General features: G+C 70.2%; 23 protein-coding genes and 2 pseudogenes. 6 read left to right on the top strand and 19 right to left on the bottom strand.

Going from position 1 to position 26,684, the window contains the following annotated elements:
* Positions 1-280: 280 nt before the first annotated feature.
* Positions 281-703 (top strand): MarR family winged helix-turn-helix transcriptional regulator, encoded by a 423-nt coding sequence (locus OTB19_RS07765; RefSeq protein ID WP_267797277.1) that lies wholly within the window; start codon positions 281-283, stop codon positions 701-703.
* Positions 704-1,017: 314 nt separating this feature from the next.
* Here OTB19_RS07765 and OTB19_RS07760 read toward each other — a convergent pair whose 3' ends face one another.
* The 10 genes from OTB19_RS07760 to OTB19_RS07715 all read right to left on the bottom strand — a co-directional run bounded on the left by OTB19_RS07760 (position 1,018) and on the right by OTB19_RS07715 (position 12,483).
* Positions 1,018-1,326: a hypothetical protein gene (locus tag OTB19_RS07760; protein ID WP_267797276.1), complete on the bottom strand. Its 309-nt coding sequence runs from the start codon at positions 1,324-1,326 to the stop codon at positions 1,018-1,020.
* Between the two features lie 208 nt (positions 1,327-1,534).
* Positions 1,535-1,846: an aldehyde dehydrogenase family protein gene (locus OTB19_RS07755; RefSeq protein WP_267797275.1), complete on the bottom strand. Its 312-nt coding sequence runs from the start codon at positions 1,844-1,846 to the stop codon at positions 1,535-1,537.
* A gap of 139 nt (positions 1,847-1,985) precedes the next feature.
* Positions 1,986-4,157: a TerD family protein gene (locus tag OTB19_RS07750; protein WP_267797274.1), complete on the bottom strand. Its 2,172-nt coding sequence runs from the start codon at positions 4,155-4,157 to the stop codon at positions 1,986-1,988.
* Between the two features lie 79 nt (positions 4,158-4,236).
* On the bottom strand, positions 4,237-4,896 hold the full coding sequence (locus OTB19_RS07745; protein ID WP_267797273.1) for a DUF5825 family protein: 660 nt from the start codon (positions 4,894-4,896) through the stop codon (positions 4,237-4,239).
* A 22-nt stretch (positions 4,897-4,918) separates the two neighbouring features.
* Positions 4,919-6,820, bottom strand: coding sequence for a RiPP maturation radical SAM C-methyltransferase (locus OTB19_RS07740; protein WP_267797272.1), 1,902 nt, complete (start codon positions 6,818-6,820; stop codon positions 4,919-4,921).
* Positions 6,821-6,947: 127 nt separating this feature from the next.
* Complete coding sequence (locus OTB19_RS07735) at positions 6,948-7,076, bottom strand: hypothetical protein (RefSeq protein ID WP_267797284.1); 129 nt, start codon at positions 7,074-7,076, stop codon at positions 6,948-6,950.
* Positions 7,073-8,908, bottom strand: coding sequence for an alpha/beta hydrolase family protein (locus OTB19_RS07730; RefSeq protein WP_267797271.1), 1,836 nt, complete (start codon positions 8,906-8,908; stop codon positions 7,073-7,075). The genes OTB19_RS07735 and OTB19_RS07730 overlap by 4 nt, the downstream gene beginning before the upstream one ends.
* Complete coding sequence (locus OTB19_RS07725) at positions 8,905-10,164, bottom strand: MFS transporter (protein ID WP_267797270.1); 1,260 nt, start codon at positions 10,162-10,164, stop codon at positions 8,905-8,907. Before OTB19_RS07725 ends, OTB19_RS07730 begins: the two co-directional genes overlap by 4 nt.
* A 253-nt stretch (positions 10,165-10,417) precedes the next feature.
* Positions 10,418-11,878 carry an oxygenase MpaB family protein gene (locus tag OTB19_RS07720; protein ID WP_267797269.1) on the bottom strand — a complete coding sequence of 487 codons (1,461 nt, stop codon included), beginning with the start codon at positions 11,876-11,878 and terminating at the stop codon, positions 10,418-10,420.
* 206 nt (positions 11,879-12,084) lie between these two features.
* Positions 12,085-12,483: a putative Ig domain-containing protein gene (locus OTB19_RS07715; RefSeq protein ID WP_267797268.1), complete on the bottom strand. Its 399-nt coding sequence runs from the start codon at positions 12,481-12,483 to the stop codon at positions 12,085-12,087.
* A gap of 204 nt (positions 12,484-12,687) precedes the next feature.
* On the opposite strand from OTB19_RS07715, the gene OTB19_RS07710 reads away from it, so the two are divergent.
* Positions 12,688-12,894 (top strand): three-helix bundle dimerization domain-containing protein, encoded by a 207-nt coding sequence (locus OTB19_RS07710; RefSeq protein WP_267797267.1) that lies wholly within the window; start codon positions 12,688-12,690, stop codon positions 12,892-12,894.
* A gap of 561 nt (positions 12,895-13,455) precedes the next feature.
* On the opposite strand, the pseudogene OTB19_RS07705 reads toward OTB19_RS07710, so the two are convergent.
* Together OTB19_RS07705 and OTB19_RS07700 are read right to left on the bottom strand one after the other, a co-directional pair.
* A pseudogene (locus OTB19_RS07705) lies at positions 13,456-13,911 on the bottom strand (FHA domain-containing protein); the annotation flags it as partial.
* Positions 13,912-13,968: 57 nt separating this feature from the next.
* Positions 13,969-14,773, bottom strand: a pseudogene (locus OTB19_RS07700) (IS5 family transposase).
* Positions 14,774-15,051: 278 nt separating this feature from the next.
* Between OTB19_RS07700 and OTB19_RS07695 the strand changes: the two are divergent.
* Positions 15,052-15,921 carry an IS5 family transposase gene (locus OTB19_RS07695; protein ID WP_267797266.1) on the top strand — a complete coding sequence of 290 codons (870 nt, stop codon included), beginning with the start codon at positions 15,052-15,054 and terminating at the stop codon, positions 15,919-15,921.
* 540 nt (positions 15,922-16,461) lie between these two features.
* On the opposite strand, the gene OTB19_RS07690 is transcribed toward OTB19_RS07695, so the two are convergent.
* The 5 genes from OTB19_RS07690 to OTB19_RS07670 all read right to left on the bottom strand — a co-directional run bounded on the left by OTB19_RS07690 (position 16,462) and on the right by OTB19_RS07670 (position 21,665).
* Positions 16,462-17,268 carry a DeoR/GlpR family DNA-binding transcription regulator gene (locus tag OTB19_RS07690; protein ID WP_267797265.1) on the bottom strand — a complete coding sequence of 269 codons (807 nt, stop codon included), beginning with the start codon at positions 17,266-17,268 and terminating at the stop codon, positions 16,462-16,464.
* Positions 17,269-17,376: 108 nt separating this feature from the next.
* The gene (gene galK, locus OTB19_RS07685; RefSeq protein ID WP_267797264.1) at positions 17,377-18,510 is read right to left on the bottom strand and encodes a galactokinase; all 1,134 of its coding nucleotides are present in this window, start codon (positions 18,508-18,510) and stop codon (positions 17,377-17,379) included.
* On the bottom strand, positions 18,507-19,466 hold the full coding sequence (gene galE, locus OTB19_RS07680) for a UDP-glucose 4-epimerase GalE (protein WP_267797263.1): 960 nt from the start codon (positions 19,464-19,466) through the stop codon (positions 18,507-18,509). Before galE ends, galK begins: the two co-directional genes overlap by 4 nt.
* Complete coding sequence (galT, locus tag OTB19_RS07675) at positions 19,463-20,512, bottom strand: galactose-1-phosphate uridylyltransferase (protein WP_267797262.1); 1,050 nt, start codon at positions 20,510-20,512, stop codon at positions 19,463-19,465. Before galT ends, galE begins: the two co-directional genes overlap by 4 nt.
* A gap of 727 nt (positions 20,513-21,239) precedes the next feature.
* Positions 21,240-21,665 carry a ricin-type beta-trefoil lectin domain protein gene (locus OTB19_RS07670; RefSeq protein ID WP_267797283.1) on the bottom strand — a complete coding sequence of 142 codons (426 nt, stop codon included), beginning with the start codon at positions 21,663-21,665 and terminating at the stop codon, positions 21,240-21,242.
* Between OTB19_RS07670 and OTB19_RS07665 the strand changes: the two genes are divergently transcribed.
* Positions 21,618-22,043 (top strand): hypothetical protein, encoded by a 426-nt coding sequence (locus OTB19_RS07665; RefSeq protein ID WP_267797261.1) that lies wholly within the window; start codon positions 21,618-21,620, stop codon positions 22,041-22,043. The genes OTB19_RS07670 and OTB19_RS07665 overlap by 48 nt on opposite strands.
* A 132-nt stretch (positions 22,044-22,175) precedes the next feature.
* Here OTB19_RS07665 and OTB19_RS07660 read toward each other — a convergent pair whose 3' ends face one another.
* Positions 22,176-23,669, bottom strand: coding sequence for a CehA/McbA family metallohydrolase (locus OTB19_RS07660; protein WP_420716807.1), 1,494 nt, complete (start codon positions 23,667-23,669; stop codon positions 22,176-22,178).
* Between the two features lie 119 nt (positions 23,670-23,788).
* Here OTB19_RS07660 and OTB19_RS07655 point away from each other — a divergent pair, with 119 nt between their 5' ends.
* Both OTB19_RS07655 and OTB19_RS07650 read left to right on the top strand, forming a co-directional pair.
* Entirely contained in the window at positions 23,789-24,067 is a 279-nt protein-coding gene (locus OTB19_RS07655; protein WP_267797259.1) for a hypothetical protein, read from the top strand.
* 226 nt (positions 24,068-24,293) lie between these two features.
* Positions 24,294-24,974: a DNA alkylation repair protein gene (locus tag OTB19_RS07650; RefSeq protein WP_267797258.1), complete on the top strand. Its 681-nt coding sequence runs from the start codon at positions 24,294-24,296 to the stop codon at positions 24,972-24,974.
* Positions 24,975-25,025: 51 nt separating this feature from the next.
* Here the strand turns inward: OTB19_RS07650 and OTB19_RS07645 are convergent, their stop codons facing one another.
* Complete coding sequence (locus tag OTB19_RS07645; protein WP_267797257.1) at positions 25,026-26,486, bottom strand: MFS transporter; 1,461 nt, start codon at positions 26,484-26,486, stop codon at positions 25,026-25,028.
* Between the last annotated feature and the right edge of the window lie 198 nt (positions 26,487-26,684).

The raw sequence follows: 26,684 nt of genomic DNA, 5'->3' as shown, positions 1-26,684 counted from the left end.
CACCCAGGCCCTGCTCTCGCTTGCCCGCCGCCGGGTCGACGTGCTCTGGGCGATGCTGCGTGACAAGAGGCTGTTCACCTCCGCCCCGCCAGTCACGCAGGCGGCTTGACACGATCATTGAGATTCCTTCCCGTTGTCGTGTGCCGTGGCCCCGGCTGCGACAACGCTGGCGCTGAGCCCGACAGCAATAAACCTACAGCAATGCTGCTCAGTTTGGCTGTACAGCATTGCTGTGCAGGTCAGGTGCACAGCTGTGCCGATCAGCGGGGTAAAGTGCCCTATGCCCACCTCGGAAGCCGCCGCCATCGCCGCCGAACTGCGCACCGCGATGGGCAAGCTCACCCGACGCGTCACACACGAGGACCGCATCCCGCTGGGCCAGGTCGCGGTGCTCGGTGCACTCGACCGCGACGGCGCCATGACCACCAGCGACCTCGCCGCCGATCAGCGCGTACGCCCCCAGTCGATGGCGCGGGCGGTGGGGCTCCTCATGGAACAGAACCTGATCACGCGCCGTGCGCACCCCACGGACGGCCGCAAGTCACTGGTCGAGCTGACGGACGCGGGCCGGGCGGCGCTCGAAGCGGAGCGCGGCCGCCGAGTCGGCTGGCTCGCGCAGGCCATCGAAGCGGAACTCACGCCAGAGGAGCGGGCGTTGTTGGCGCGAAGCGCTGCCCTGCTGGAGCGGCTCGCCGCACGCTGACGGCAGTCGCGTACTGGTGGGAGCGTGCGGGAAGGCCTCGGCTTCGAGGAGGCCGGAGGAAGCGAAACCCGTACGAACCTCAGGACGGGTTCTCCTGGCAGGAGTGCCGCGGCTGCTCCCAGGGGTCTGCGGTGTCGTGGAAGCCGCGCTCTTCCCGGAAGCGCACAGGCCACCCCTCGGCCGAACGCCGCCCCGGAGGAAGTCCGGTCCCACCGCGCGGTCAGGGCCGGAGCGGCGGCCCCGGGCCGTCGTCCGGTTCCGCGGTACCTGCTCCTCCAGGGACCGGAGCAGGTCGCGGAGGCCGGCAGGCGGGGCTACTGCTCCAGTTCGAGGGCCAGGCCGACCTGATGCCCGCCGGCCCTGGCGACGGCCGGAGCGCCTTGCGGGTCCGGCATCTCGTACGTGCCGATGAGCCGTCCTTGCCCGTCCACGACCGGCAGTCGCGCGGGAACGAGGGTCCCACCCGTGGAGACGAGAACGGGCGTACCGCCCACGTAGCGCAGGCTGAGCGTGCCCAGGATGTCGTCGTCCGTCGCTTCGCCGATCAGGGCCGGGCTGCTGTCTGGGGCCCCGACGAGCGTCAGTCCGCTCGGTTCCGGCAGGGTCTGCGGCTTCTCGGACATGCCTGATATCCCCTCACTGGGTCGGGCTGTGGCGCTCCTTGGATCTTGCCATGACCCGGCGCGTTCCGACCAGCCCCCTCGGGCAGAGCCGGCCTCCGCACCCGGGCTGGAGACGTGTACAGGTCGTTCCGACTCACGAATGCCTTCTCACAAGTCGACTTGTGGCCATGTCGCCGGGCAGGGGGTTACGACAGGCTCTCTGTCCGCGTCACATCAGGCGCTTGACGAGGCGCAGCCCGCGCCGGGTGAACGGTGGCTGCGCCAGGCGGAGGGTGTCCCACGTGAGGGGCTTGTGCACGACGGGCTTGAGGTGGGAGAAGGCTCGCCAGGAGTACACGCCGTGATGGGCGCCGATGCCGCCGGCGCCCACACCGCCGAACGGCAGGCCCGTGGCGGCGACGTGGATGAGGCCGGCGTCGTGTACCACGGCGCCGGATGAGGTGTACTGCTCGAACAGGCGGCGGGTGCGGGCGGATGAGGTGAACACGTACACGGCGAGCGGCTTCTCCCAGCGATTCACGCGAAAGGCCTCCCGCCGTCCCGCGTACAGGCGGGGCGGCCGGAGGCCTCAAGTCGGTGGCGAGGAAAGCGAAGGGACTAATTTCAAGGAGTGTGGAGAAGGAAGCCCCTTCATGGCCTCGCCACGGACACGCTAACAGTCAGGCGGGGATCAGGTCACGCAGGTTTTCGGGAGTGACGATCCGCGACCCCGGGTGCAGCCCGGCGGGGCGCTCCAGGCCGATGTAGGTGACGGGTCCCGCCGGAACCGTCTCGCCGTCCCACAGGGTGACGGTCGTCGCGCTGCCGGTCATCAGCTCCGTGAGGTGGCGCACGGTGAGCTGCTCGCGCTCGACGATGGCGCGCAGCAGCGTCGCGACCGTCACCCGGTTGCCCTCGACCCTGTTCGACGACGGAGTCCCCTTCAGGTAGAGGTTCAGCCACTTGGCGCGCCACCGGCCGTCGGAACCGCGCAGGAAGACCAGCGGCAGGGCGACCCGGCCCGGACCGCGCAGTTCCGACTTCATGCGTACCGTGCGCGGCTCGAACGGGCGTCCCTTCTGCTCGCCCTCGCGCAGCATGAACCCGAAGAACGACTCCTCGACCTCCTCGAAGCCCTCTCCGGAGAAGATGTTGATCTGCGGAACGATGCAAGCGGCGCGCACAGCGCCCAGACGCAGGTTGATGAACTCCGAGGCTCCGTCCGGCGCGTTCGTGATGTCGCCGGAGTGCTCGCCCTCGACCCCGCGCAGATGGGTGTACGACAGCCAGGAGGCGGTCGAGTAATCGGCGTTCAGGAGCGCTGCCGACAGGTCGTAGTCGGTGGAGTGCTCGCTCTGCTTCCAGTACACGAAGAAGCGCAGCAGTTCTCCGTCGACGCGGGACACCGAGCCGCGCGGCAGCACGCCGAGCCCGGACGCGGTGGCGTTGCCGCTCAGTGGCAACGCCACGTCCAGGACGTCCGGGTCGATCAACAGGTGGGCCGCGGCGGGCAGCCGGCGGCGCAGCTCGGCGTCGAGCGCGGCGATCAGCCGCTTGCGCTCGGGCGCGTACACCGGTCGGCGGTTGTCTTCGGCGACCCAGGCACGGCCGAGGCGGTTGACGAACACGCGCTGCTCGCCGGTCTCCCGCTCACGGTTGTGCAGGTGCTGACGCACGGACAGCACGACCCGGCCGGAGACCTCGGGGACGACCTGCTCGGCGGCGGCCACGACGACGTCGCGCTCGTCCTGGGTGAAGGAGTCGCGCAGCAAATGGTCCAGGGATCGGAAGAGCTTTCCCGGTGCGGCTTTCAACAGCTCGACCGCGGCGGCGGTGTCGCCCCGGGCGAGCAGGTCCTCGACCCGGCTGTCCAGGGAGCGCGCCGTTTTCTCGCCGCGGGCGACGGCGAACACGTCGGCCGCGTGCGGCCATTGCGGGTACCCGTGCGGGTGGAGCCGCTCGCCGAGCCGCTTCCACCGCTCGCGGTGGGCGTGTACGTCGGCGAGCTTGGCCGGCGACGCGGCGACGACCGCGTCCAGGCCCGCGAGCAGCGCCCGGCGCACCGATCGGGGCACGGTGCGCAGCCGCGTCGGCTCCCGCAGCGTGACGTCGCCCCCCACAAGCGCGCACGCCAGACGGAGTACATCGGTGACCGTGTCCAGCAGCAGGCCCGCACCGGCCATCAGCCGGGCGTGGTTGACCACGGCGCGGTTCTCCCGTACGGGGATCTCCTCGGGCGGCGGCCCGTCGGCGCAGTGGCCGGCGAGAACCCCCAGGTCGTGCAGGCCGTCCTCGCCGAGCGGGGTGGTGCTGCCGGCCAACGCCAGGTAGAGGGACGTGATTTCGGCGTCGAGGGCACCGCCCAGGTGCAGGACCGTCACACGGTCCCCCGCGGCGTCGATCAGCTCGTCGTGGTGGGCGAGCATCTCGGCGTAGGTGTGCCGGACGTTTCCGTACGACGGGAGGGTGAGCAGGTTCACCACACCGGCGCTCAGCTGCTCCAGCGTGCTCGCGCGCGTGGTGTCGTCGGCGAGCGCGTTCCGGATGCACCGCATCCAGAAGTCGAAAGTGTTCGGGACGTTGGCGGGGAAATCGATGAAGTACGCGTTGTGCCGGACGTGGTCGCCGACCATCTCCCGGACGATGCCCAGCGTCCGTACGGCGGTCTCGACGACGGCGCCCTCGGAGAGCCCCGACAAGTGGGCGAGCAACTCGGCCGAGAGCTTGAAGCCCACGGACATCAACGCGGCGTCGAACTGCTGCGCCGCGACGGCGCCTTCCCCGACGGGTCCTGTGGGGCAGGGGATGCGATGGGTGTGCCGGATGACCAGGGGTTCGAGTCGGTGGACCATCCCGGGATGATCCCAGGCCGGTGCGAACGGCCGCACCCGGTTTTCCCCCGCAACCGTCCGGGCGGAGTCGACCCGGGGATCAGATCACCAGCGGTGCCTCCGACCAGCGGCGGACCCGGTACGGGGCCCACCAGAGGTGGTCGCCGAAACGGAGGACGAGGGTCTCGTCCATGAGGTCGTCCAGGATCGGCCCCGCGATCGCGTCGGCGCGGGCACCGTCGACAAGGGTCGCGATGGCTTCGTGGTAGTCCGGTTCGTCGATGGTGAAGCGGCGCAGCTCGCCGTAGCGCCGGTCACGTACCTGGATGAACCCGGGGCCGTACCGGAAGATGCACTTGCAGATGTAGTACGCGTTGCGCCATGCGAGTGCCGTCGCGGCCGGGTCGGCGGTGCCGAGGACGGCGGTCGGCGGGTGGAGATGGCCGTAGTGACGCCAGGCGTCGGGGTCCGGGCCGGTGTGGAGCTGCCAGTCGACCGAGATGGCCAGACTGGACAGGTCGCCCACGAAGCTGAGCGCCCGGACCGACCAGGCGGCGTCGGCCGCGTCCGTCACGTCGACCGGGCGAGGGAGTGTGACGTGCCGGGCCCCGGCGGCGAAGAGCCGCCGGGCGGCCACGCCGCCGGCCATGTCGATCTCGTAGCGGCCCAGGGACATGTCGGGCCGTGTGCCCACCTCGAGGTCGTAGTCCCGTGAGGCGGTCACGGTGAAGGGTTCCGTGCCGGTGAGTGCCGGTGTCATCGTCGTCCCTCTCGGGCAGTCGTCAGGCGGTCGTCGCGGCGAGTTCGCCGTCACGGGCGGAGGTGTGCCGCATGAAGTCGATCCGCAGGAACTCCTCGTTGAGTGCGGGCGGCGCGATCTGCACGAACTGGCCGTTGTCCTCGAAGACCACCCCGAGCGCCCGCCACCGCCGCAGTACCTCCCGTAGGGCGTCCTCGCCCACGTGGTGCTCCTCGTGCAGCTTGCGGGCGGCCGCCTTCACCGTGTGCGGCTGGTCGAGGAGCCGGAACAGGGCCAGTTCGAACGGGTCGGTCAGTTCCAGGTGCGTCCAGTCGAACGCGCGCCGTTTGCTGACGAGGACGATCCGGTCCTCCAGATCGCAATGGGTGAGACGGCTGCCGGCGTAGTTCCGCTTCCAGTGCGCGATGCCTTCGTCGAGGCGGTCGACGACGTCCTCACCGATCCCGCGGGGCGGCACGTCGAAGACGTACGCCAGGTCGAACATCTCGGCGTCGGGGAGGTCGTAGGTGAGCCGGTACGGTTCGGCGGCGCGCAGTTCGGAGAAGCCGAGCCCGGGGTTGTTGAAGTACGGGCTGAACCGCTCGATCGCGATCCGGGAGGACGGGCCCACGGGCGGGTTGAGGTGCTCCAGCGCGGCGAGTTGGGCCACCACGTCGTCGTAGTCCTCGGCGTCCTCTCCGGGGAAGCCGTGCAGGTAGTTCCAGGCCACCGAGAGGCCGACGGTGGCGGCGTCGCGGAGCATCCGGACGTTCTGGCCGCCGGTCACGCCCTTGTCCATCAGCGTCAGTACCCGACTGTTGAGGCTCTCGATGCCCGGCTGGACGAAGATCAGGCCGGCGTCGGCGAGGGTCTGGAGCTGGCCGCGCCGCATGTTGGACTTGATCTCGATGTGCATGCGCAGGTCGAACCCGCTGTCGATGATGCGCGGCAGCACCGTGTTCACGTACCCCATGTCCAGGATGTTGTCGACGACATACATGTCCAACACCCGGTGCTTGCGGGCCAGTTCGATGATCTCGTCGTAGAACACGTCCGGGCTCTTGCTGCGGAACTGCATGAAGGAGCCGTTCAGCCCGCAGAAGGTGCAATGGTGCTTCTCCCCCCACCAGCAGCCCCGCGCACCCTCGACCACCAGCTTGGGCTCGACCCAGTGCCGCGCGTGGGAGGTGGCGAGCCGCTCGAAGTAGCCCGCGTAGTCCGGCGGCAGGATCGAGGCGGGTGGCAGCGGTTTGGTGCTCATGGCGTTGACCACGGAGGCGCCGTCCGCGCCGCGCCGGCACAGCCCGGGTACCTCTGACAGCGGCTCGCCCGTGTCCAGCGCCCTGAGCAGCGCCGGGAAGGACACCTCGCCCTCGCCGCGCAGGACGTAGTCCACGAAGGGGAAGTTGCGGTGCACGGTCTCGCCCTGCTTGCCGTCGCAGTTGGCGCCACCCATGGCCGTCACGATGTGCGGTGCGAGGCGCTTGACGTACTTCGCGGCCGCCAGGGCGGCGGTGTTCTGCTGGAACGTGGAGGTGAAACCGACCACGTCCGGGGCGAGTTCGACGATGCGCTCGGCGATGTACCGGACGAAATCCGGCGCGGTCGCGTGCAGCGCCTTCGTCATCTCCATTCGGGCACCACGTACTCGGCTGCTCATCGCTGCGGTGAACTCGGGAACCCTCCACTGGGGGTCGTCGTAGAGGGCGGAGGAGAACACCCAGTCGCCGCAGCCCAGGAAATAGGAACCGAGTGCGTAGTAGGAATAGTCCTCCAGGGTGAATTCCGTGTTCTTGGTGATCCAGTCCACGTATTCGATATTGGCGTGGAGAACGTCCGCCGCACCATGGGGGACCCGCTCGTCGACGCTGCGCTTGAGAATTCCGAGGGCCAGCGACGGGAGATCGATCGGGGCCCAGGGCATGTTCACCAGGAGTACGCGCATGGCTGGCCTCTTCTCATGGGATCGGTGCACGTGGTCGTCAGCTGTGAGGCCGGGTCCGGTCGGATCCGCCGGGGTTCGGGCCGGTCGGGGCCGGTCGCGCAACGGGTGCGGGGCCGGCCCCTTGGTGCTACTGGTCCTCGTCGTCCATCTCTTCCGCGGAGCGGAGGTAGACGACGACGCCGACGCCCGGCTTGCGGCTCTCCTCGTCGCCCTCGAGCGGGTCGCCGTGGATGATGTCCTTCTGCATGATGTTCACCCCCTCTCCGGGTGCGGGGACGGCTCGGCCGGTACGGGCGCCGAAGGCAGCCCGCGGCCGAGAAATCTGAGGGATCGCCGGATCACGGCCAGGTGGTCGGCCCCGTCGTAGCCGTCGTGGCCCGAGTCCAGCCACATCAGCTCGTGGGCCACACCACCCGCGCGCAGCACGGCCAGGTACGCCTCGACCTGTTCCGGCGGGCACTTGGCGTCCCGCCGCGCGGCGACGATCAGCAGCGGGGAACGGATCGCGGCCGCGTACGAGGACGGGGAGGCGTGGGCGTAGGCGTCGGGCACCTGGTCCGGAGTGCCGCCGAACAGCGCGGTGTCCAGCGCCTGGAGGGCGGGCGTGGAGTGCCGGAAGGCCGTCACGCAGTCGGCGAGCGGTTTGACGGCCACCCCGACGTTCCACAGGTCCGGACGGGTTCCCATGGCCAGGAGCGTGAGGTAGCCGCCCCACGACGTGCCGCACAGGCCGACGGCGCCCTCGCGACCGATGCCCCGCTCCAGCAGCTCGGCGCGGGCCCGCACCAGATCGGCGACCTGGGTGTGGCCGACGCCCTCGGAGTAGGCGGAGCGCCAGCGCGGCCCGTAGCCGGTCGAGCCCCGGTAGTTGACGCGTGCCACGGCGTAGCCCGAGCCGACGAGGGTCTGCACCATGGGGTCGTAGGCGTCGCGGTCGTGGTCGGCGGGGCCGCCGTGGACGAGGAAGACCAGCGGGTGCGGCGCGGGACGGTCGGCGGGTGTGGTGACGAAGGTGTGTACGGGGCCTTCGGGGCCGGGCGTCCACAGGTCCTGGCGGTGACCGAAGCGGGGAAGGCGCCATTGGCTCTGCCCGGGCAGCGGCGCACCCGACAGGGACAGCGCGCGCGGTACGTTCACCGCGTCGGTCCAGATGAAGTGCACGTCACCGTCGGCGGCCGGTGACGCGTCCAGGATGCTGCCCTCCGGGGTGGGCACCGGGGTCAGCTCGCGGCGGTCCAGGTCGGCGGTGAACAGCCGGCTGCGGCCGTGCCGGTCCTGCCGGACCAGGACCCGGGTGCCACCCTCGCCCGGGTACCAGCGGGCGGTCGTCTCCGTGTCGAACGAGCACCAGGGCAGAAGCTCCAGTCCGCGCCCGGGGGCCCAGGTACCGAGGTGGTAGCGGCCGGCCCGCTCGCGCATGACCAGGAGCAGGGTGCGGCCGGGCGTCGGTTCGGGTCCGCGGGACGGCGTCGGAGCGGGTGTCGGCGCGAAGCCGAGCGCCCAGGTGCGTTCCCTGATCCCGGACAGCACCGCGACGGTCGTCCCGTCCGGGGTCAGCAGCGTCACGGCGTGGGCGGAGTGCGCAGGTCCGGACACCGCCAGCAGTCCACCGCCCGGCGCCAGGTCGCACAGCGTTCCGGAACCCGTCGTGTGCAGGACGCACGTGCCGGTGCCGCCGCGCCGCCCCATGTGGACGCCGAGTCCTTCGGGAGTCCGGATGCCGACGGCCACCGTGCCCCCGGCCGCCAGCGCCAAGCCCGCAGGCCGCCCGTACGGCACCCCGTCCAGCGCCGGACGGTCCGGGCCCCCGTCGAAGTGTCGGGTGCGCCACGCTCCGCTGCCGCCGAGGTCCTCGTCGAACCACCACACGGCCTCGTCGTCGTCGATGGCGCACAGCAGTGTGCCGTGCGGACGGTCCGTCAACTGCCTTTCCACGCCGCTGGAGCGGTCCCAGGCGAAGATCTCGCACCGGCCGTCGGCGTCCCCGGTGTACACCATCCGGTGCGGGTTCCCGGGGCTGGTCACCGGCAGCACGGGACGGTAGACGCCGTAGGTGCGCGTGGTCGCCTTGGACGGGGCCGCCGTCACGGCACCTCCCGGACCATGAGCCCGGCCCTGGCGGTCGCGTACAGCGCCAGACCGGCGAACGCGCCCGCGCAGCCCAGCGCCACCGCACGGCCCCCGTACGCCGTCACCAGGACCCCTGCCGCCAGTGGCGCGAGCACCGCGACTCCTTGGCCGGCGGTGCCCAGCACCGTCCCCATACGGGCCAGCAGCCGGTCGGGGGTGACCAGCACCGCCCGCGTCTGCAGTACGACCACCACGGACGGCACGATCAGCGACACCCCGCTCAACAGCAGCCCGTAGGCCCAGGTCCGGGACGCGAACGCGAGCCCCGCCGCCGTGGGCACCATGGCCCACGAGGCGCCCGTCACGATCCGCGCGGCCGGGACCCGCCGCACCAGCCACGGCGCGGCGAGTGCGCCCAGCAGTCCGCCGACGCCCGCCAGGGTGAGGATGAGCCCGATCGCGGAGGGGCCGGCGCCCTGGGCGTGAGAGGCGAACACCGCGTGGAAGTACAGCGCGCCGAGCAGCGCGTTGATCCCGGCGGTCCACACCACGACGAAGCGCAGGAAGGGTTCGGCGCGCACGAAGCGCAGTCCTTCGGCGAGGTCACGGGTGAACGACGCGGCCGGCCCGTCCCGTTCGGGCGTGAGGTCGGTGCGGATCGCCTTGCTCAACGCCGCGACCAGCAGGAAGGACGCCGCGTCCGCGAGCAGCGGAACCCACCGGGCCAGTTGGTACAGCACGCCGCCGAGGGTCGGGCCGACGATCTGCACCGCCTGGTCCCGGGCCTGTAGGTGTCCGATCGCCCGGGCGTACTCCTGGGGTGGCACCAGCCGGCGGATCGTCCCGGAGGCCGCGGCCCCGTACGTGGCGCTGGCCGCCTGCTCGATCACGGCCGCGATGAGGACGTGGGCCAGGACGACGTGGCCGAGGGCCACCGTCACGAACACCGATCCCATGGCGCCCGCCGCGACCAGGGCCGCCGCGCACATCATGGGCTTGCGCTGCCATCGGTCGGCGAACACGCCCGCGACCGGCGACACCACCAGTCCGCTGACCAGTGCCACCGTCGCGACGAGGCCGGCGAGGCCCGCCGAGTATCCGGCGCCCAGCAGAATCAGCGGAAGGAAGAGGGAGGACGCGCAGGTGCCGAGACCGTCTATGGCACCCGCCGTCCAAAAGAGCAGGAAATCCCGTCTACGGAACGGGGATAAGGGCGGGTCTTCGGATAAGTCAGGGCCGGAAGGTCGTAAATCCTCCTCGGCCTCGTCCCTCAAGAATCCTGCTCGGAGGGTATTGCTGACGCGAACGCACCCACAATGCCCCCTGTAATAAGGCGGACTTACGGCCGTCGAGGGAAGCGATCGTATCGAACAGAGACGCCCGTCACAACACCCGCGTTCGAATGGAATTCTTGATCAAGGAATGGGGTTATCGGGGGTGCCGAGGCGCTCGCCGACGTACGTCACCGACGAGTCTTGGACTGGCCCACCGGACACCGCCGCCCCGGCAAGATCCGAAAGAGACGGCCTAGGGGCGTCCGAGGAGTTGGCTGCCGGCCGTGTTGTCGGAGCGGGCGGTGAAGTAGTCGGTGAAGGCCTGGACGAATTCGTCTTCGGTGATGCGGCCGTCTCCGTCGTGGTCGAGCTGCCGGAAGCCGTGATTGAGTTCGGCGGGGTGGACCCGGGAGCCGCCGAAGATCGTGCGGTACTCGTCGGCGCACAGGTGTCCGCTGCCGTCGATGTCCACCGCGTGGAAGACCGCACGCACCGCGACGTGCAGTCCCTGCTCAAGGTAGGACGGTTGGGTATCGATCCCGGTGAGCATGGCGGTGACGAACTCCTCGCAGGTCACCTGTCCGTCCCCATCTCCATCCCCATCGGCGTCCATGCCGGACCGCAGCTGCTGCCACCAGGTCTCGAAGGCGGCGTAGACGGGGGCTTCGCGTTCCGGGGCGAGTTCGAGCGGCCAGCAGACGTTGTGCGCCATGGCCTGCAGATCGGCCGAGGTGATGCGGCCGTCGCCCGTCTGGTCCAGGACCTGGCGGAAGAACGTCCGCAGGCGCGCCGGGCGGGAATCGGCACCCTTGCGGCGGCGGGGTGCGGGTAGCCGGACGGGGCTTGCCTCCGGCGGCGCGGAAGGATGGTCGCCGGAGGCCGTGGGAGGCTGCGGGGTCGAGGGGATGCCGTCCAGTGGGCTGCGGTAGCGACGGTGCTCGGGCAGCACGTCCATCAGCACGCGCATACCGCGGTGCAGGATGAAGGACAGCAGGGCCGCGCGGCGGGTGCGGGGCAGGTCGAAGCGCGCGCGGAAGGCTTCTGGCAGGTCCGCGACGGTCAGGGCACCGATCGTGTGGGCGGCCACCGTGCGCACGATCGGCCAAGCCGGCTTCAGACGCCCGAGGCGGCGGGGTGCGGGGGCTTCACGGAGCATGTCGAAGAGCAGGTAGTGCACGGGTTCGCTGTACTCGAGGCGCTCGCGGATCGTGCGGTCCATGTACGCGGGCACGTCGGCGGCCGTGGCCGGGAACAGGTCGTCCTCCAGGCCGAACTCGCTGCACACCGAACGGAATTCTCCGTACATCTGATCCAGTTCAGGCGGCGTCAGCGGGCGTCCGGACAGTTCCCGCATCGCCGTCATGCACTCGTACAGGGTGACCAGCACCCACACCCGCACCGCCGGGTCCGACGCCGTGAACGGCCTGCCCTGCTCGTCGGTACCTGCCAGCCGGCGGTGCGTGCGCTCCAGTCGGGCGACCTCGCGGCGCAGCCCTTCACGGTCGGAGAAGAACAGCCGCTTCCCGCTGTCCATCGTGTGCTCGATGCGCCGCCACGGGTGCGCGCGGTAGGTGGAGAAGCCGGCCATGCCGGCGGCGACCGCCGGATCCGCGGTCTGCAGAACCAACAGCCGCCATGCCACCAACCCGATCCGCCACTCCCCCAGCGTGCGGCGCAGCAGCGAATCGGGACCGGGAAGATCAGCGGTAGCCAAGGGAATGTCTCCTCAAGCACGTGCGCGGGAAGGGGCGGGGGACGACCGGAAGAGGGATCATCCGGCTATCCGCCCGGCTCAACGGCCGTACCGGAATCCGGGAGCGGCCAACCGCACGAGTTCACCCGTCCGGGAATCGCCTCGGGGCACTGCCGGGCGAGCACGACACGGCGGAGGGAGAGACGAACGTCAGCGGGAGCGGAGGTTCAGGGGTGCATGGTGAGTGCGGTGTCGTCGAGCAGGAAGCAGGTCGGCACGGCCAGATCCTCCGTGGCGCTGAACTTCAGGGTGACGTACCGGCCGGCGACGGAACCGAGGTCGATCGTCCCCTGCACGTAGTCGGCGCTCGCGTTCAGGTTCGAGTACGCCGCCAGAGGGACGCCGTTGACCTGGACGTTCAGCGTGTCGTACGGGATGGTCCCGCTCTCCTCGTTGGTGACGACGCGTAGCCAGGGGTCGAGGGTCAGGCCGGCGGGCAGGGCCGTGGCCTGGTAGGTGAGTGTTGCCCCGGGGTGACTGGTGACGGCCTGGATCTGGAGGTCGACCGGCGCGGTGGTCGTGGACACCTGGTTGTCGGGGTTGGTCAGGGTGACTCCCTGGACCATGCGTGGTCCGACGTTGACGGCGGCCCAGGCTGGCCCGAACCCCACGTCTACGCCGCCGGCCGCCTCTCGGCCGGCCGGCCTTCCCCCGCTGCGACCCCCTCTCGTGTCCAGGACGACCGCCAACCGGCCATGTATGACCCGGTCCAAGCCGTGCGTGATCAGGCGGCCATGAGCGGGCGGAATCCGGGATAGAAGGGGCGGATGATGGAAACCGACGACGCCCACATGGTCCACCACGTCGCCGAGCGCTTGCTGAAGGCTCACCCCCGCCTCGACGCCGGAGCTGTTCACAGCGCCGTGGAGACGGCATACGACGAGCTCCGGTACGCGCGGGTGCGCGCCTACCTCCCGGTCCTTCTTGAACGCAGGGCAGGCGACCTTCTCGGCAAGGGGTTCCACGACAGCCCCTGATCGACGCACACCGGCCAGGGCAGGCTGCGAGAGGTGTCCGTCATGGCGACGAACAGGTGAGACCCGAATGAGCTGTCCCAGAGCTTGTCCAGAATCCTCACCAGATTGTCACCGGACACCTCGATCCGCTGGAGACCGTTGTCGAACTTCGTGATGCGGCCTACGGACAGCTTGGGATCTTTGTTGAAGGGCCTGTCCTTCGGTCCCGGCCCGCCACGTCCGGCACGCTCCTGCACCGTGCTGGTGATCCACGCCGGTGCCCAGTTCCCAAAGGACTTGTGAGCAAGGAACGTCCAGGTGTCCTCGTGGCAGACCAGCGGCACGTAGGTCACCGCGGCGGCCCTCTTCATGACGTCCAGATGCCGGCGCGTCAGGATCGCGTCCGTCTCCTTGCGACGCTCCGCTTCAGCCCTCTGCTCCTCTTGCTTCCGCGACAGAAGCCGATTCTCAGCCGCTTCCTACCTCCACCTCTCCTGGCGGTCTTACTCCCGCCGGCGCTTCCCTTGCTCCCACTTCTCGGCAGCGATCTCCCGTTTCTGCTCCTGATTCGCCGTCCACTGGTCAGTCAGCGCCTTGAACATCCGTTCCCTTCCACTCCGACCTGCCCCTTGGACCGCCCCCGACCCAACCCCGACGGACGGTGATCGTGGTCCAGGCGCCGACGTGGACCTGGTCGCCGTCGCCGAGGGGAATCGGGACGTACGGCTGGATCGGTTCCTACCCGCCGTTGATGGTCGCGCCGTTGGTGGAGTTCTGGTCCACCACCGCCCAGCTCTCGTCGGGCTGCTGGACGAACACCGCGTGCTGGTGGGAAACGCCCGGGTCCTCCGGGGGCACCGACAGGTCGATGTCCGGGGACTCGCCCGAGGAGGCGCGCCGGCGACCGATGGTGATCCGACCGCCGGAGAGCGCGAGATGCTGCTCCGGGAAGTACGCGGGCAGGTTCAATCCGGCCGCCTCCGGGCCGCTGCGCTGCATCATCGCCATGAAGTACGAGCGGTCCGGGCCGACCGTGGCCCTCCAGGCGCCGCCGACCTGCGACGGAGCCTGGCCCTGGGACCCTTAGACGTCATCTCATTTGGCCAGTCTGCGGTAGCAGATGAGGGTGCAGGCGATGCTGGTGAAGGCGAGGAAGTGCTCGGCCTTGCGTTCGTAGCGGCGGTGGAGACGGCGGCAGCCGGCGAGCCAGGCCATGGTGCGCTCGATGGTCCAGCGGTGTCGGCCCAGGCGTTGGGAGGATTCGATGCCGCGGCGGGCGATGCGGTGGGTGATGCCGCGCCCGCGTAACCATCGGCGCAGGTGGGCGTAGTCGTAGGCCTTGTCGGCGTGGAGCTTGCCGGGGCGGCGGCGACGGGGCCCTCGCCGGGACCGGATCGGCGGGATACCCCGCACAAGAGGTTCAAGACCGAGGCTGTCGTGTTCGCGCCGGAGATACCGACGGAAAGGGGCAGACCGGTCCGCTCGGTGATCAAATGGATCTTCGATCCGAACTTGCCTCGATCAACAGGATTCGGACCTGTCAGGTCCCCCTTTTCAAGGCCCGCATGTTCACCGAGTCGATCGCACAGCGCGACCAGTCCAGCTCGCCGCGGGCGCCGAGCTCGTCGAGGACCAGGCGGTGGAGCTTGGCCCACACCCTGGCCTTCGACCACTCGGAAAAGCGCCGATGGGCGGTCGCGCCGGAGGGCCCGAACGACGCCGAAGGCAGCTGCTGCCAGGTGCAACCCGAGGTCGCGACGAACACGATCGCCGCCAGCACTTCCCGGTCACCGTGCCGACGCCGGCCACCACCCTGAGGCCGCGACGGCGCCTCGGGCACCACCCGCTGGAACATGGCCCACAACTCATCCGGCACCAGCCGCTCAACGATCCCCACCATGAACGACAGCCTACCCAAACGCCCAAATGAGATGACGTCTTAGAGGTCGGTTTAACCCGCATTGCGTTACATTAGGGTGATTATTGAGGTGGCTGGTCGTGGTGCGTCGGTGCCCCGTGGGCAGCGGCGTTGTCTGTGGGGCGGGTGGGGTGACGGGTGGGGCGGGATGGCTCGTGTTCCTGTCTCATCCCAGGATGTCCGGCCGTCAGTGGCCGCTTGCTTCCACTGCCGCGGCTGTGCGCCTGGGCGCACTCGGCCTGCGGCAGTACGTAGGAATCATGACGACGCGACGCCCGTATCCGAGTGATCTGTCCGATGCGCGCTGGGAGTTGATCGAGCCGGTGCTGGCCGCGTGGCGCTTCGAGCGTCGTGGTCGGGCTCTGGACTTCGGTCGGCCTCCGCGGCATGACCTGCGCGAGATCATGAACGCAATCCTCTACGTGGACCGCACCGGCTGCCAGTGGGCTTACCTCCCGCACGACTTCCCTCCGCACCAGAGCGTCTACGGCTACTTCGCCAGGTGGGCGGATGAGGGCGTATTTGCCCAGCTCAACGGAGTCCTGCGGCAACTTCTCCGCGAGAAGGAAGGGCGGGAGACGGAGCCCTCGGCCTGCGTGATCGATGCCCAGAGCGTCAAGACCTCCACCAGCGTTCCCGCCGCCAGCCAGGGCATCGATGCGGGCAAGAAGATCGCGGGCCGCAAGAGGAGCATCGTCACCGACACACTCGGCCTTCTTCTCGCGGTGCTGGTGACCGCGGCCAGCGTGCAGGATTCCGTCGCCGGCACCCGGCTCATCGACAGCGTCGCCGCTGAACATCCCTCAATCCGCAAAGTCTGGGTCGACGGCGGCTACCGCCAGCACCTCGTCGAACACGCAGCCACCCTCGGTATCGACATGGAGATCACCACTCGCAAGCCCGGGACCAGGGGGTTCACCCCGATTCCGAAGCGCTGGGTTGTCGAGAGGACCTACGGCTGGCTCATGCTCCACCGCCGCCTGGCCCGCGACTACGAAGCCCTGCCCACCCGCTCCGAAGCCATCATTCACATCGCGATGACCGACCTCATGGCCCGCCGCCTCACCGGCGAGAACACCATCTCCTGGCGCGACCCGACACCACTGCATCAAAGCCGCATTCAGGGATGAAACAACGGGATGAAACGACCTCTTAGTGCTGCTGCTATGGGTCATGCTGCGGAGGCTGCTGGTACTCCATCTGGTAGTGCGGCTGCTGGTACTCCTGCTGGAAGGGCTGTTGGTAGTAAGGCTGTTGGTGAGGCTCTCCTGGAGCTGCTCGTAGTGCGCATGTTGTTCGTGTGAGAGAGGCGGCCGCAGCCAGTCGTCCTCGCGCTGGACCGGCTCACCGGCCGTGGGAGGGTAGCCGTACCCGTGGGAAGGCGCCGCGGGGGCGCTCGTGGTGGCAGCCATGCGGTGGCCGCAGACCTCGCCCCAGTCCCCGGAGGCGGACTGGTGCCCGTACGGGCAGGTCGGCATGGCTACGCTTCCCCCTTCCCCCTTCTCCCTGCGTCATCGCGGCAGGTCTCTTCTCAGGTCTTCTTCACTGGGACGGTCTGCGTCGAACGCGTTTCAAGGGTCATCTCGAGGGGTGCGCGGGAGGCCGGGGCGTACGTGGACGCTCGGGCGTGTGCCCGGAAGTCGGTCCGGCCGGGCGTGCTTCGTGCGGGGCTACGGCTGGGTGGTTCCCAGGATCAGCCGGCCCACCGCATCGCTCAGGACGCCACGTGCCTGGGCGTCGAGCCCGTCGTCCGAGACGAAGTAGTCGATCTCCGGGAGGGTGATGAACCGGCTGAGGCCCACGACTCCCCATTTGGTGTGGTCCGCGACCACGGCGACCTGAGTGGCGCAGTCGATCAGCGCGCGGTTGGTCTGGGCTTCCGCGAGGTTCGGGGTGGTCGCGCCGGCGCGTTCGGAGATGCCGTGGGCGCCGATGATGAGCAGGTCCACCTGGAGGGAGCGGATCGCCTGGTCCGCCAGCGGGCCGACCAGGGAGGCGGACTTCGTGGGAGAGCCGCCGGTGAGCAGCAGGGTGCGTTCCGGGGAGCCGAGCTCCGCCCCCGTGGGTCGCAGCAGCTCGGCGACCGGCAGGGAGTTGGTCACCACGGTCAGTCCGGGCACGTCCCGGAGCCGGGTGGCGACCGCGTAGGCCGTCGTCCCTCCGGAGATGGCGACGACGCTGCCCGGTTCCACGAGGGCGGAGGCCGCCTCGGCGACCGCCGCCTTCGCCTGTGACTCCAGTCCGGCCTTGGTCTCGAAGGCCGGCTCCTCTCCGGTCGTGACGGAGGCCCTGATGGCGCCCCCGTGCACCTTCGACAGGGCGCCGCTGCGGGCCAGCACGTCGAGGTCCCGGCGGATGGTCATGTCGGAGACGCCCAGCTGTTCCACGAGTTCGGCGACGCGCACGGCTCCGTCGCGGCGCACGATGTCGAGGATCAGGGCCCTCCGCTGGGGCGCAAGGGGTGCTGATTCCGTCACGTTCTCGTCCCCGCTCCTGTGCGCGCCATCCGTGTGTGGAGTCAGAGACACACGGTAATCCTCACAAACGGACAGTCTACGTCGACGGAGTCCGACCCTCTCGGCTTCTCACTCGATGCGGCGGGCGCCCGAGGCCGGGGACACGGGGAACAGGTGCGGAGCCGGGTATCCGGCGGAACGGAACGCGGCGGTGACGGCATCGCCCAGCGCCTGCGCCCTGCCCTCGTCCACCAGGACGATGACGGAGCCGCCGAAGCCACCACCGGTCATGCGCGCGCCGAGCGCTCCCTGTGCGAGGGCCGTGTCCACCACGAGGTCGCTCTCGTCGCACGAGATCCGAAAGTCGTCGCGCAGTGAGGCATGTCCTGCCGAGAGGATCGGGCCCAGCGCCGCGACGCGTCCCGCCCGCAGGTGGGAGACCGCCTCGGCGACGCGTGCGTTCTCGGTCACGATGTGCTGGACCAGGGGCACCAGGTGGGCGGGGAGCGTCCTGTTGGTGGCGGGCAGGTCCGCCGGGGAGATGTCCCGCAGTGCCGCGACACCGAGCAGGCGGGCGGCCTGTTCGCACCCGGCCCGCAGTGCGGCGTACGCGCCGTCCCCGAGGTCGTGCTTGACGCGGGTGTCCACGACGAGCAGGCGCAGGCCCTCCGACTCCGGGGCGAACGGCACCTGCTCGTGGGTCCCGGCGCGGATGTCCAGGTGCAGGGCCGCGCCGGGGGTGCAGCAGGCGGAGGCCATCTGGTCCATGACCCCGCACGGGACGCCGGCGAAGCCGTTCTCCGCCCGCTGTGAGATCAGGGCGAGCGCGGGTGCGCTCAGCCCGAGCCCGTACAGGTCGTTGTAGGCGAAGGCGACCGCGCACTCCAGCGCGGCGGAGGACGACAGGCCCGCGCCGGTGGGCACGGTGCTGTCGACGTGGAGGTCGGCGCCTGCGACCGCGTGTCCCGCTTCGCGCAGCGCCCAGACGACTCCCGCCGGGTACGCGCCCCAGGTGGTGACGGCTCCGGGGGCCAGGTCGTCGACGTCGAGGTCGATGACCGGGCCGTCGCCCTGGGCGCTGTGCAGCCGCAGCCGTCGGTCCTCGCGCCGTCGCGCCGCGACCAGGGTGTTCTGGGGGATGGCGATGGGCAGGGCGAAGCCGTCGTTGTAGTCGGTGTGCTCGCCGATCAGGTTGACGCGGCCCGGCGCCGCCCAGATCCCGTCCGGGGAGGCGCCGTGGATGTGCCGGAAGGCCTCCTTCACGCGGACGCCTCCTGTGCGAAGGCCCAGGCGTCGGCCACGATGGAGTCCAGGTCGGTGCGGCTCGGCCGCCAGCCGAGGCGCTCGTGCGCGCGGGTGGAGGAGGCGACGAGCACCGCGGGGTCGCCGGGGCGCCGGGTGCGGACGAGTTCCGGGATCGTACGGCCCGTCACCCGTCGGACGGAGTCGATCACCTCCCGGACGGTGAAGCCCTCGCCGTTGCCCAGGTTGCAGATCAGGTGCTCGCCGGGGCGGGCGGCGTCCAGGGCCAGGAGGTGGGCCTCGGCGAGGTCGGCGACGTGGATGTAGTCGCGTACGCAGGTGCCGTCGCGGGTGGGGTAGTCGTCGCCGTACACGTCGATGTGCGGGCGCCGGCCCTGGGCCACTTGGAGGACGAGCGGGATGAGGTGCGATTCGGGGTCGTGGCGTTCGCCGTGGCCCGCGTGGGCGCCCGCGACGTTGAAGTACCGCAGGGACACGGCGGCCAGCCCGTGGGCGGCGGCCTCTCCCGTGATCAGGTGGTCGACGGCCAGTTTGGTGGCACCGTAGGGGCTGGTCGGTGCGGTCCGGGCGTCCTCGGCGATCGGCACCTGGTCGGGTTCGCCGTAGACCGCCGCGGTGGAGGAGAAGACGAGGGTGCGTACGTCGGCCCGGCGCATGGCGGCGATCAGTTCCAGCGAGGCGGCGACGTTGTTGCGCCAGTACTTCTCGGGGTCGCGCACGGACTCGGCCACCTGTGAGGACGCGGCGAAGTGCAGCACCCCGGCATAGCCGCTGTCCAGCAGGGCGGCGGCCTGCGCGACCCCGCCCCGGACGAAGTCGGCGCCCTCCGGGACGGCTTCCGACAGGCCGGTGGTCAGGTCGTCGAGCACGGTGACGCGGTGGCCGGCCGCGAGGAGACGGGCCGCGACCACGCTGCCGATGTAGCCGGCGCCGCCGGTGACGAGGTACCTGCTCATGACGCGACCTCCCGCAGCCGCCGGGCCGCGGCCTCCGGGGCGACGTCGTTGACGAAGGAGTCCATGCCGGATTCGACCCCGGCGAGGAACTTGAGCTTGCCTGCCGACCGTCGCACCGTGAACAGCTCCAGATGCAGGGCCAGTTCCTGCCCCCCGGTCTTCGGCGCCTGATGCCAGGCGGAGATGTACGGGGTGGGAGGAGTCGGCGCGGCATCCTCTTCCCGCCGGAACAGCCGGTCGAACCTGCGCAGCAGTTCCAGGTACATGCCGGGGAACTCCGCACGTTCCGCCTCGGTGAGGTGGGTGAGGTCCGGGACCCGGCGATGGGGATAGAGGTGCACCTCGTAGGGCCAGCGGGCCGCGTACGGGACGAACGCCGTCCAGTGCTCCCCGGCCAGGACCACCCGCGGCGCGGCGGCGCGGGCCTCGGCGAGCAGGTCCTCGAAGAGGTTCCCGCCGGTGACGCGCCGGTGCGTGTCCGCGACGGCGACCATCTTGGCGGTACGCGGCGGCACGAACGGGAAGGCGTAGACCTGCCCGTGGGGATGGGCGAGGGTGACGCCGATCTCCGCGCCACGGTTCTCGAAGCAGTACACCTGCTCGACACCGGGCAGGGCCGACAGGTTCTCGGTGCGGTCCGTCCAGGCGTCGAGTACGAGGCGGGCCCGGTCCTCGGTCAGATCGGCGAAGCTCGCCCCGTGCTCGGGCGTGAAGCAGACGACTTCACAGCGCCCCATGCGTCCCGCCAGGGAGGGGAAGCGGTTCTCGAACACGGCAACGTCGTACTCCGTGGCCGGGATCTCGCTGTGGTGACCGTCCCAGGAGGGGCACAGGGGGCACGCGTCGGACGGCGGATGGTGGACGCGCCCCTGACGGTGCGAGGCGATCGTGACCCAGTCGCCGGTCGCCAGGTCCAGCCGCAGTTCGGGCCGGCTGTCGACCGGCTCCAGCAGGCGCTGGTCGACCGTGTCGCGATCGGCGCTGCCGTCGCGGTCGTAGTAGATCAGCTCGCGGCCGTCCGCGAGCTTCGTCGTGGTTCTCTTCACGGAACGTGCCCGTCTCTCGAAGTACGGCGGCCCTGGGAGCCACACGTTAACAAGAATAAACACGAATCAACGTAAGTCAACGTCGGGTGCTGTTGTTTGTTTCGGGCTGCGGGCGTCGGTGGCCACGGTCGGACGGCGCGTGCGCAGCGGGGGTCAGCTCGGCAGGCGGGGCCCTCTCGGTAGCCGACGGGGGCGCGCAGTGTTCGGGTTCCTGCGGGATGATGCGGATCCCGGCCGGAGGGGCGCAACAGATCCGCCACGGGCAGGGAGTTCCCGTCGACGGCCGTGTGCACCCCGTACCCGTAGCGTCCCAGAGCGAGCGAGGTGACCTCGCGCCACAGGGCCGGCGAGCACGGCCAGGCTGATCCGGGCGCCATACGGACGCGTCAACCCCACCATCGCCACCCTCGCCGGGCTGGCCGCCTACAAGGGCGGACCGACTCCCGCACGAGGAATCCTTCACAGTCGGCCTCTTTCAAACTTGATGCAACAGAGAAAGGCGCTGTTTCCTTCATAAGTCAACAGTGTGAACCTGCGGTTTCCGATCGATGCGCCCCCGTGACCTTCCGCGGCGCGCTCGGGCCGCCGCCCCGTCCTCCCTTGAACTGCGGCCCTCTGACGTCCCCGAGAGCGGATGGTCGAGCTGGGAATGGCGGCCGCGAGGCATGACGCACGTAGACATCGAGCACATGTTGATATCCGCTGATTCATGTTCGACTCTGTTGGTCTACCGCTTCCCGCTCGGGGTTCGCCCGGAGGACTCGTTCCAGCGCTGCTCGGCAGCCAGGCCTGTGCGACCGAAGACGACAGGAGCGCCGGGGGCGCCTGACGTCACGGCGTAGCCCGGTGCGATACGGGGCTTGATGCGGCCCGCCGCGTCGGTGGAGAACACCAGGTTGTCCCCGGTGGCCTTGCCGAGCGCCGAGCACGACCAGACGCCCACGCCGTCTCCGGTGGTACCGCGCGCGTCCAGGCAGAAGCCCGGGTTGGCGGCATTGTGCAGGAGCCCCTTCTCATCGAGCCGCCACTGCTGCGCCGACGCCCCCTCCTGGCAGCGGGTGGTGATCACGTCGACGCCGTTCGCGAAGGCACCACCGCGGTCGAGATGTCCGGCGGAACGCTGATCGTCACGGCCGGCCGGGGCGTGAACAATGACATCACCATCCGCCGCCAGGGTGGCGTCGTCCTCGTCTCGGACGCAGCGGCGGAGTTACGTACGGCGGCCCCCTGCAAGCCGAGCTCACAGGGCGGCGCGGAGTGCCCCGTCCCCACGGCCGTCCAGGCCAACGGCCAGGACGGCGACGACGCCAGCACCGTCTCCCCGAACCTCGACGCTCCCGCCACCCTCTACGGGGGCAGCGGCAAGGACCAGCTCAACGGCGGCCCGCACGCCGATCGGCTGGTCGGCGACGAGGGAACCGACACCCTCGACGCCGTTGACGGCGTCAGTGCCAACGACAGCCTCGACGGCGGTCTCGCAATCGACTCCTGCGCTCGCGATACCGGCGACACGATGGTCAACTGCCCCTGACGGTGGCGGCATCCGCTGCGGGCCACGCCCTCTCCGGGGTGTGGCCCGCAGCGGCGAGCAGCCACGGGCGCGGGCCCCGGCCGCGGCGTGGCGAAGGCGAACCGGTGTCACGTCCACCCCCGCACCATGATCTCAGGAGCCGAGCCAGATCGGGTTGGTGAAGGCGGCCAGGGGGCCGGGCAGTGGTGGTAGTTGAGCGGGGTGGCGGACCTCCGCGCGGACATACGCGGAGCGGGTCGGGGTGGTGCGCCATTCCAGGGTCGTCGCGGCCGGTGCGGTGAGAACGAGGCCCTGGTCCGTGATCAGCCTCAGCTCACACCCCTGGGCTCCCGTCACCGACAGCCGGACGAGGACCTCCGTGGCCGGGTCCGCGGACCGCAGCCGCTCCCCGATGCCGGCGTGGGCTCCGCGCGAGGTGACAGCGGTGAAGGCGACCGAGACGGCGGAGGATTCCGCGGCGTAGGCACGCCCTGCGCGCAGGCCCGCCAGGATCGCCGTACGGGACAGGTCGTCGGCCAGGACGACGGTCTGCGGTCCCCCGGCGCGGTCCGGGTCGCGGTGGTAGTCGCTGTGCGCCAGGGCCGGGATCCAACGGTCCCCTTGGGCGCCTCGCAGGCCGGCGTCCCAGGCGGCCAGGGCCACCTCGTCATCGGGAGTCCATGCACCGTTCCACACCTCCACGGCGTCGGCCTCGCCGAAGCCGAACTTCCAGGCACAGCCGATGCAGGTGGCGTGCGGGTGGGCCGGGACGACAAGTCCGCCGGCCTGGCGGACGGCGCGGGCGAAGCGCTCGAAGCGGCCGTCGCGGGCGCGGTAGCGCCAGTCGACGAACGTGCCCGGGTCGGTGCCGATGGCCAGGACGTGGCCCGTACGGGTGGTGACCTCCTCCCCCGTCAGGACGAGCAGGTTCTCGGCGGCGGGGTCGGCCCAAGCCGTGTGGGAGCTGTGGGTGTTGTGCTCGGAGGTGTTGATGAAGTCCAGGCCCGCGGCCCGGGCGAGGCCGATGATCTCGGCCGGGGTACGGCGGCCGTCGGAGTGGACGGAGTGGATGTGGCAGTCCCCTCGGTACCAGGCTCGACCGCGGCCCGGTATCCGCTCGGGCGGGTATCGGACGGGGGTGGCCGGCTGCGGTTCGCCGAACGTGAGGGTCACGGTGATCTCGTACGGCATGCCCTGCGGGGCCACGGTGTAGGGGCCGAGCGCGATGTGCCAGCGACCGGGCTCCAGCGGGCCGGGCAGGTAGCCGGGCGTGGCGTCGTCGGTACGGAGAAAGAACTCGGAGCGGGCGCCGCCGGACCAGCCCCGGAAGCCGCGCCCGCCGAGCGTGGTGCCGCGCTGGTCGAACAGGCCCATGTCGAGGGCGTTGCCCGGCGTACCGGGTGGGGTGGCCGGCTTGTCGTAGCGGTAGGAGACCCGCAGCTCCCGTACGCCCGGCGGGAGGTCGAGGGGTAGGTACACGAAGTCCGGGGCACCCGGCGGGATCGTTCCGCGCAGGGTGACGGTGGTGGTCGGCTCCGTTTCCGCGGCCGCGGCCGCGGCCGTGCCGGAGGAGGCGGTGACGGCGGTGGCCGTCGCGGTTGCCTGTGCCAGTAGTGCTCGTCTACTGAGGGCCATGGCGTCGAGCATCCCAGGGAAAGGTGAATCCGGCGTGTACGACGGGAGGGCGGCTTCTCTCTTGGAGTTCCACGAGGCCTTCCTCGGCCTCGCCACCTGCCTCATCACCCACCGCCACGTCCAACGCCTTTGTGAGGACCTCCAACTCCACCCCCGCGGCCTGGCCGCACGAGGCCGCCACCATCCACTACCACGCCACTGAGGGCCGCTCCTGGCTCCTCGCGTTGGACGGCACCGGCGCCTGGCCCGCACCCCTCACGGACGACGCCGCGCCCGCCTCCGCTTCGGCCACGGGCACGGCCGAACAGCTGCTCCTCTTCGTCTGGAGCCGCCTCACGCTGAGCGACCTGAAGGTCGAGGGCGACCCGCAGGTGTTCGAGCAGCTGATCGCCTGGGAGCCCGAGGAGTAGCCAGTCGATACCGCCGGCGGACGGTCTTGATGACGTCCGCCTCGGTGAACATCGCGAACCGCTCCGCGCCCGCGCGGCGGACGGCCAGTACGGCCTCGTACGGCTCGGGCCTGTGCGCCTGCCGCAGCACACTGCCGACTCAGCCAGGAAGGGAATACGGCTACGACCTGGCTTTCTGTTGGGTGCCCTTGGGCTGAGTCTCGTGGGTGAGAAACAGGAGGCTGGAGTGGCCGAGAAGACGCCGATCGGATCCCCGGTGGCCGAGGTGCTGGCCGAGCTCGACGACCCGAAGACGCGTGCGGTGAACGAGAGGCACGGGGACGAGCACGGGGTGAACCTCGGCAAGCTCCGCGCGCTCGCGAAGCGGCTGAAGACACAGCAGGAACTCGCCTGCCGCCTCTGGGAGACGGGTGACACCGCGGCGAGACTACTGACGACCCTGATCTGCCGGCCGAAGGCGTTCTCACATGATGAGCTGGACGCCATGGTGCGCGACGCTCGTACGCCCAAGGTGCACGACTGGCTGGTGAACTACGTGGTGAAGAAGAACCCCCACGCGGAAGAGCTGCGCCGGGCCTGGCTCGCCGACCCTGATCCCGTGGTCGCGAGCGCGGGCTGGGCGCTGACCACCGAACGCGTCGCGAAGAAGCCCGAAGACCTCGACCTCGTGGGACTTCTCGACGTCGTCGAGGCGGAGATGAAGGACGCCCCGGATCGTCTGCAGTGGGCGATGAACCACTGCCTGGCCCAGATCGGGATCGAGCACACCGAACACCGGGCCCGTGCGATCGACATCGGCGAGCGACTCCAGGTACTGAAGGACTACCCGACCTCCCCGGGCTGCACCTCTCCGTTCGCGCCCGTCTGGATCGCCGAGATGGTGAGTCGGCAGAGCGACAGGACGTAGCCCCCCTGCGGCCTGCACCACCCCAAGGGCGCCGGGGGCCCTTCCCGGCCGTCAGCAGCGGCGGCCCCGACCGGGCGGCCGTGCCGGCGCCGCCGCCGTCGTCCCCTCGCGTCGGAAGAGGACGACGAGGAAGGTCAGGGCGACCCCCGCCGCGACCACGTACAGGGTGGTACTGATGCCGTGGGCCGTCCGGTTCCGCAGCTCCTCGCCGCTCAAGCCGTGCAGGCCGGTCGTCGCCACGAGCACCAGAACGGCGAGGCCCACGGCGGCGCCCATGCCCGCACCGGTGGAGGCGATCCCGGATGCGGTGCCCTGGTCGTGGTCGGCGACGCCGGTTCCGGCGGCGACGAACATGCCGGTGAACACGATGCCGTCACCGACGCTGAGCGCGACGAGCCCCGGTACGAGGGAGCCGTACGAACCGTCGGGGGTGATCGCCTGGCCGAGCAGGACGGCTCCGAGCGCACCGATGGCGAGGGCGCCGAGCAGCGTGTTGCGCAGTCCGAACCGGGTCACCATCCGGCCGGCCGTCGTCGACCCGGCGACGACGACCGTCGTCGGGACGATGAAGCCCGCTCCGGTCTGGAGAGCGTCGTAGCCGAGGACCTCCTGGAAGTAGAGCGAGAGGAAGTACAGCACGGAGCCGAACGTCGCCATGAACAGGAAGGCGACGGCAAGGCTCGTGACGAGGCTGCTGTTGGCGAGCAGCCGGGGAGGAACGAGCGGGTCGTCGCTGCGCCCCTCGACCAGCGCGAACACACCCAACAGGACGAGCCCCGCCACGGCACTGCCGAGGATGCCCGGCGAACTCCAGCCCAGCTCCGGCCCCTGGGCCAGGGCGAACACGATCAGCGTGACGCCGAAGGTGACGCTGAGCGCGCCGGGCAGGTCGAACCCGCGGTCCCTGTCGCGCGGCCTGTCCTTCGGAATGAGGACGAACGCGAGCAGCAGGGCGGGCACCGCGAGCGCGACGTTGACCAGGAACACCGCTTCCCAGCCGAAGACGTGGGTCAACACTCCGCCGAGGAGAACGCCGATCACCAGTCCGGCCGCACCCGCTCCGCCCCAGATTCCCAGCGCGCGGTTGCGCGGGCTGCCTTCGGCGAACGTGACGTTGATGAGCGCCAGGGTGGTGGGGAAGACCAGCGCGCCCCCGAGGCCTTGGACCGCGCGGGCGACGAGGAGCATCGGGGGCCCGGTCGCCAGTCCACCGACAAAGGCCGCGCCCGCGTAGAGGGCGAGACCGGTGGCCAGTACCCGGCGGCGGCCGAGGAGGTCCGCAGCGCGTCCGCCGAACAGCAGGAAACCTGCGGAGGCCACCGCGTAGGCGCTGATCACGGACTGGAGGGTTCGTGCGGAGTATCCGAGGTCGTGAGCGATGTCGGGGAGCGCCACGACGACGATGTACTGGTCGAGGGAGACGGTGAACATGGCGAACGACAGCAGCGCGAGAGTCGCCGTCTCGCGGTTCCAACCGAGCCCGCCGGGCCGGGACTTCGCGTCAGACGCCACGACACCACTCCTTGGACAGCACCGACACAAGCAGAACAACGCGGCACATAGGGGATGCCCCACTATGTCATGGGCCCCGCTTGAAGCGGCCTTTCTCCTTTCGGGTCTCGCTTTCCTCGCCACACTCGACAAGGCCTCAAGAATTATGAAATCGCCGGAATGGCGGAATCATCACACACACCGACAGAGTCGGATTAT

The organism is Streptomyces sp. H27-H5 (assembly GCF_026627505.1).
Classification (GTDB): domain Bacteria; phylum Actinomycetota; class Actinomycetes; order Streptomycetales; family Streptomycetaceae; genus Streptomyces.
This window is presented reverse-complemented; position numbering and strand designations above follow the sequence as displayed.

Bases quoted from the DNA above. Each gene is read 5' to 3' on its own strand.
- OTB19_RS07750 (WP_267797274.1), bottom strand. From the start codon at position 4,157: ATGGTCCACCGACTCGAACCCCTGGTCATCCGGCACACCCATCGCATC.
- OTB19_RS07660 (WP_420716807.1), bottom strand. From the start codon at position 23,669: ATGCTCGACGCCATGGCCCTCAGTAGACGAGCACTACTGGCACAGGCA.
- OTB19_RS07760 (WP_267797276.1), bottom strand. From the start codon at position 1,326: ATGTCCGAGAAGCCGCAGACCCTGCCGGAACCGAGCGGACTGACGCTC.
- OTB19_RS07740 (WP_267797272.1), bottom strand. From the start codon at position 6,820: ATGCGCGTACTCCTGGTGAACATGCCCTGGGCCCCGATCGATCTCCCG.
- OTB19_RS07695 (WP_267797266.1), top strand. From the start codon at position 15,052: ATGACGACGCGACGCCCGTATCCGAGTGATCTGTCCGATGCGCGCTGG.
- OTB19_RS07710 (WP_267797267.1), top strand. From the start codon at position 12,688: ATGGAAACCGACGACGCCCACATGGTCCACCACGTCGCCGAGCGCTTG.
- galE (WP_267797263.1), bottom strand. From the start codon at position 19,466: ATGAGCAGGTACCTCGTCACCGGCGGCGCCGGCTACATCGGCAGCGTG.
- OTB19_RS07765 (WP_267797277.1), top strand. From the start codon at position 281: ATGCCCACCTCGGAAGCCGCCGCCATCGCCGCCGAACTGCGCACCGCG.
- OTB19_RS07745 (WP_267797273.1), bottom strand. From the start codon at position 4,896: ATGACACCGGCACTCACCGGCACGGAACCCTTCACCGTGACCGCCTCA.
- OTB19_RS07665 (WP_267797261.1), top strand. From the start codon at position 21,618: ATGTCCGGCGGAACGCTGATCGTCACGGCCGGCCGGGGCGTGAACAAT.
- OTB19_RS07715 (WP_267797268.1), bottom strand. From the start codon at position 12,483: ATGGTCCAGGGAGTCACCCTGACCAACCCCGACAACCAGGTGTCCACG.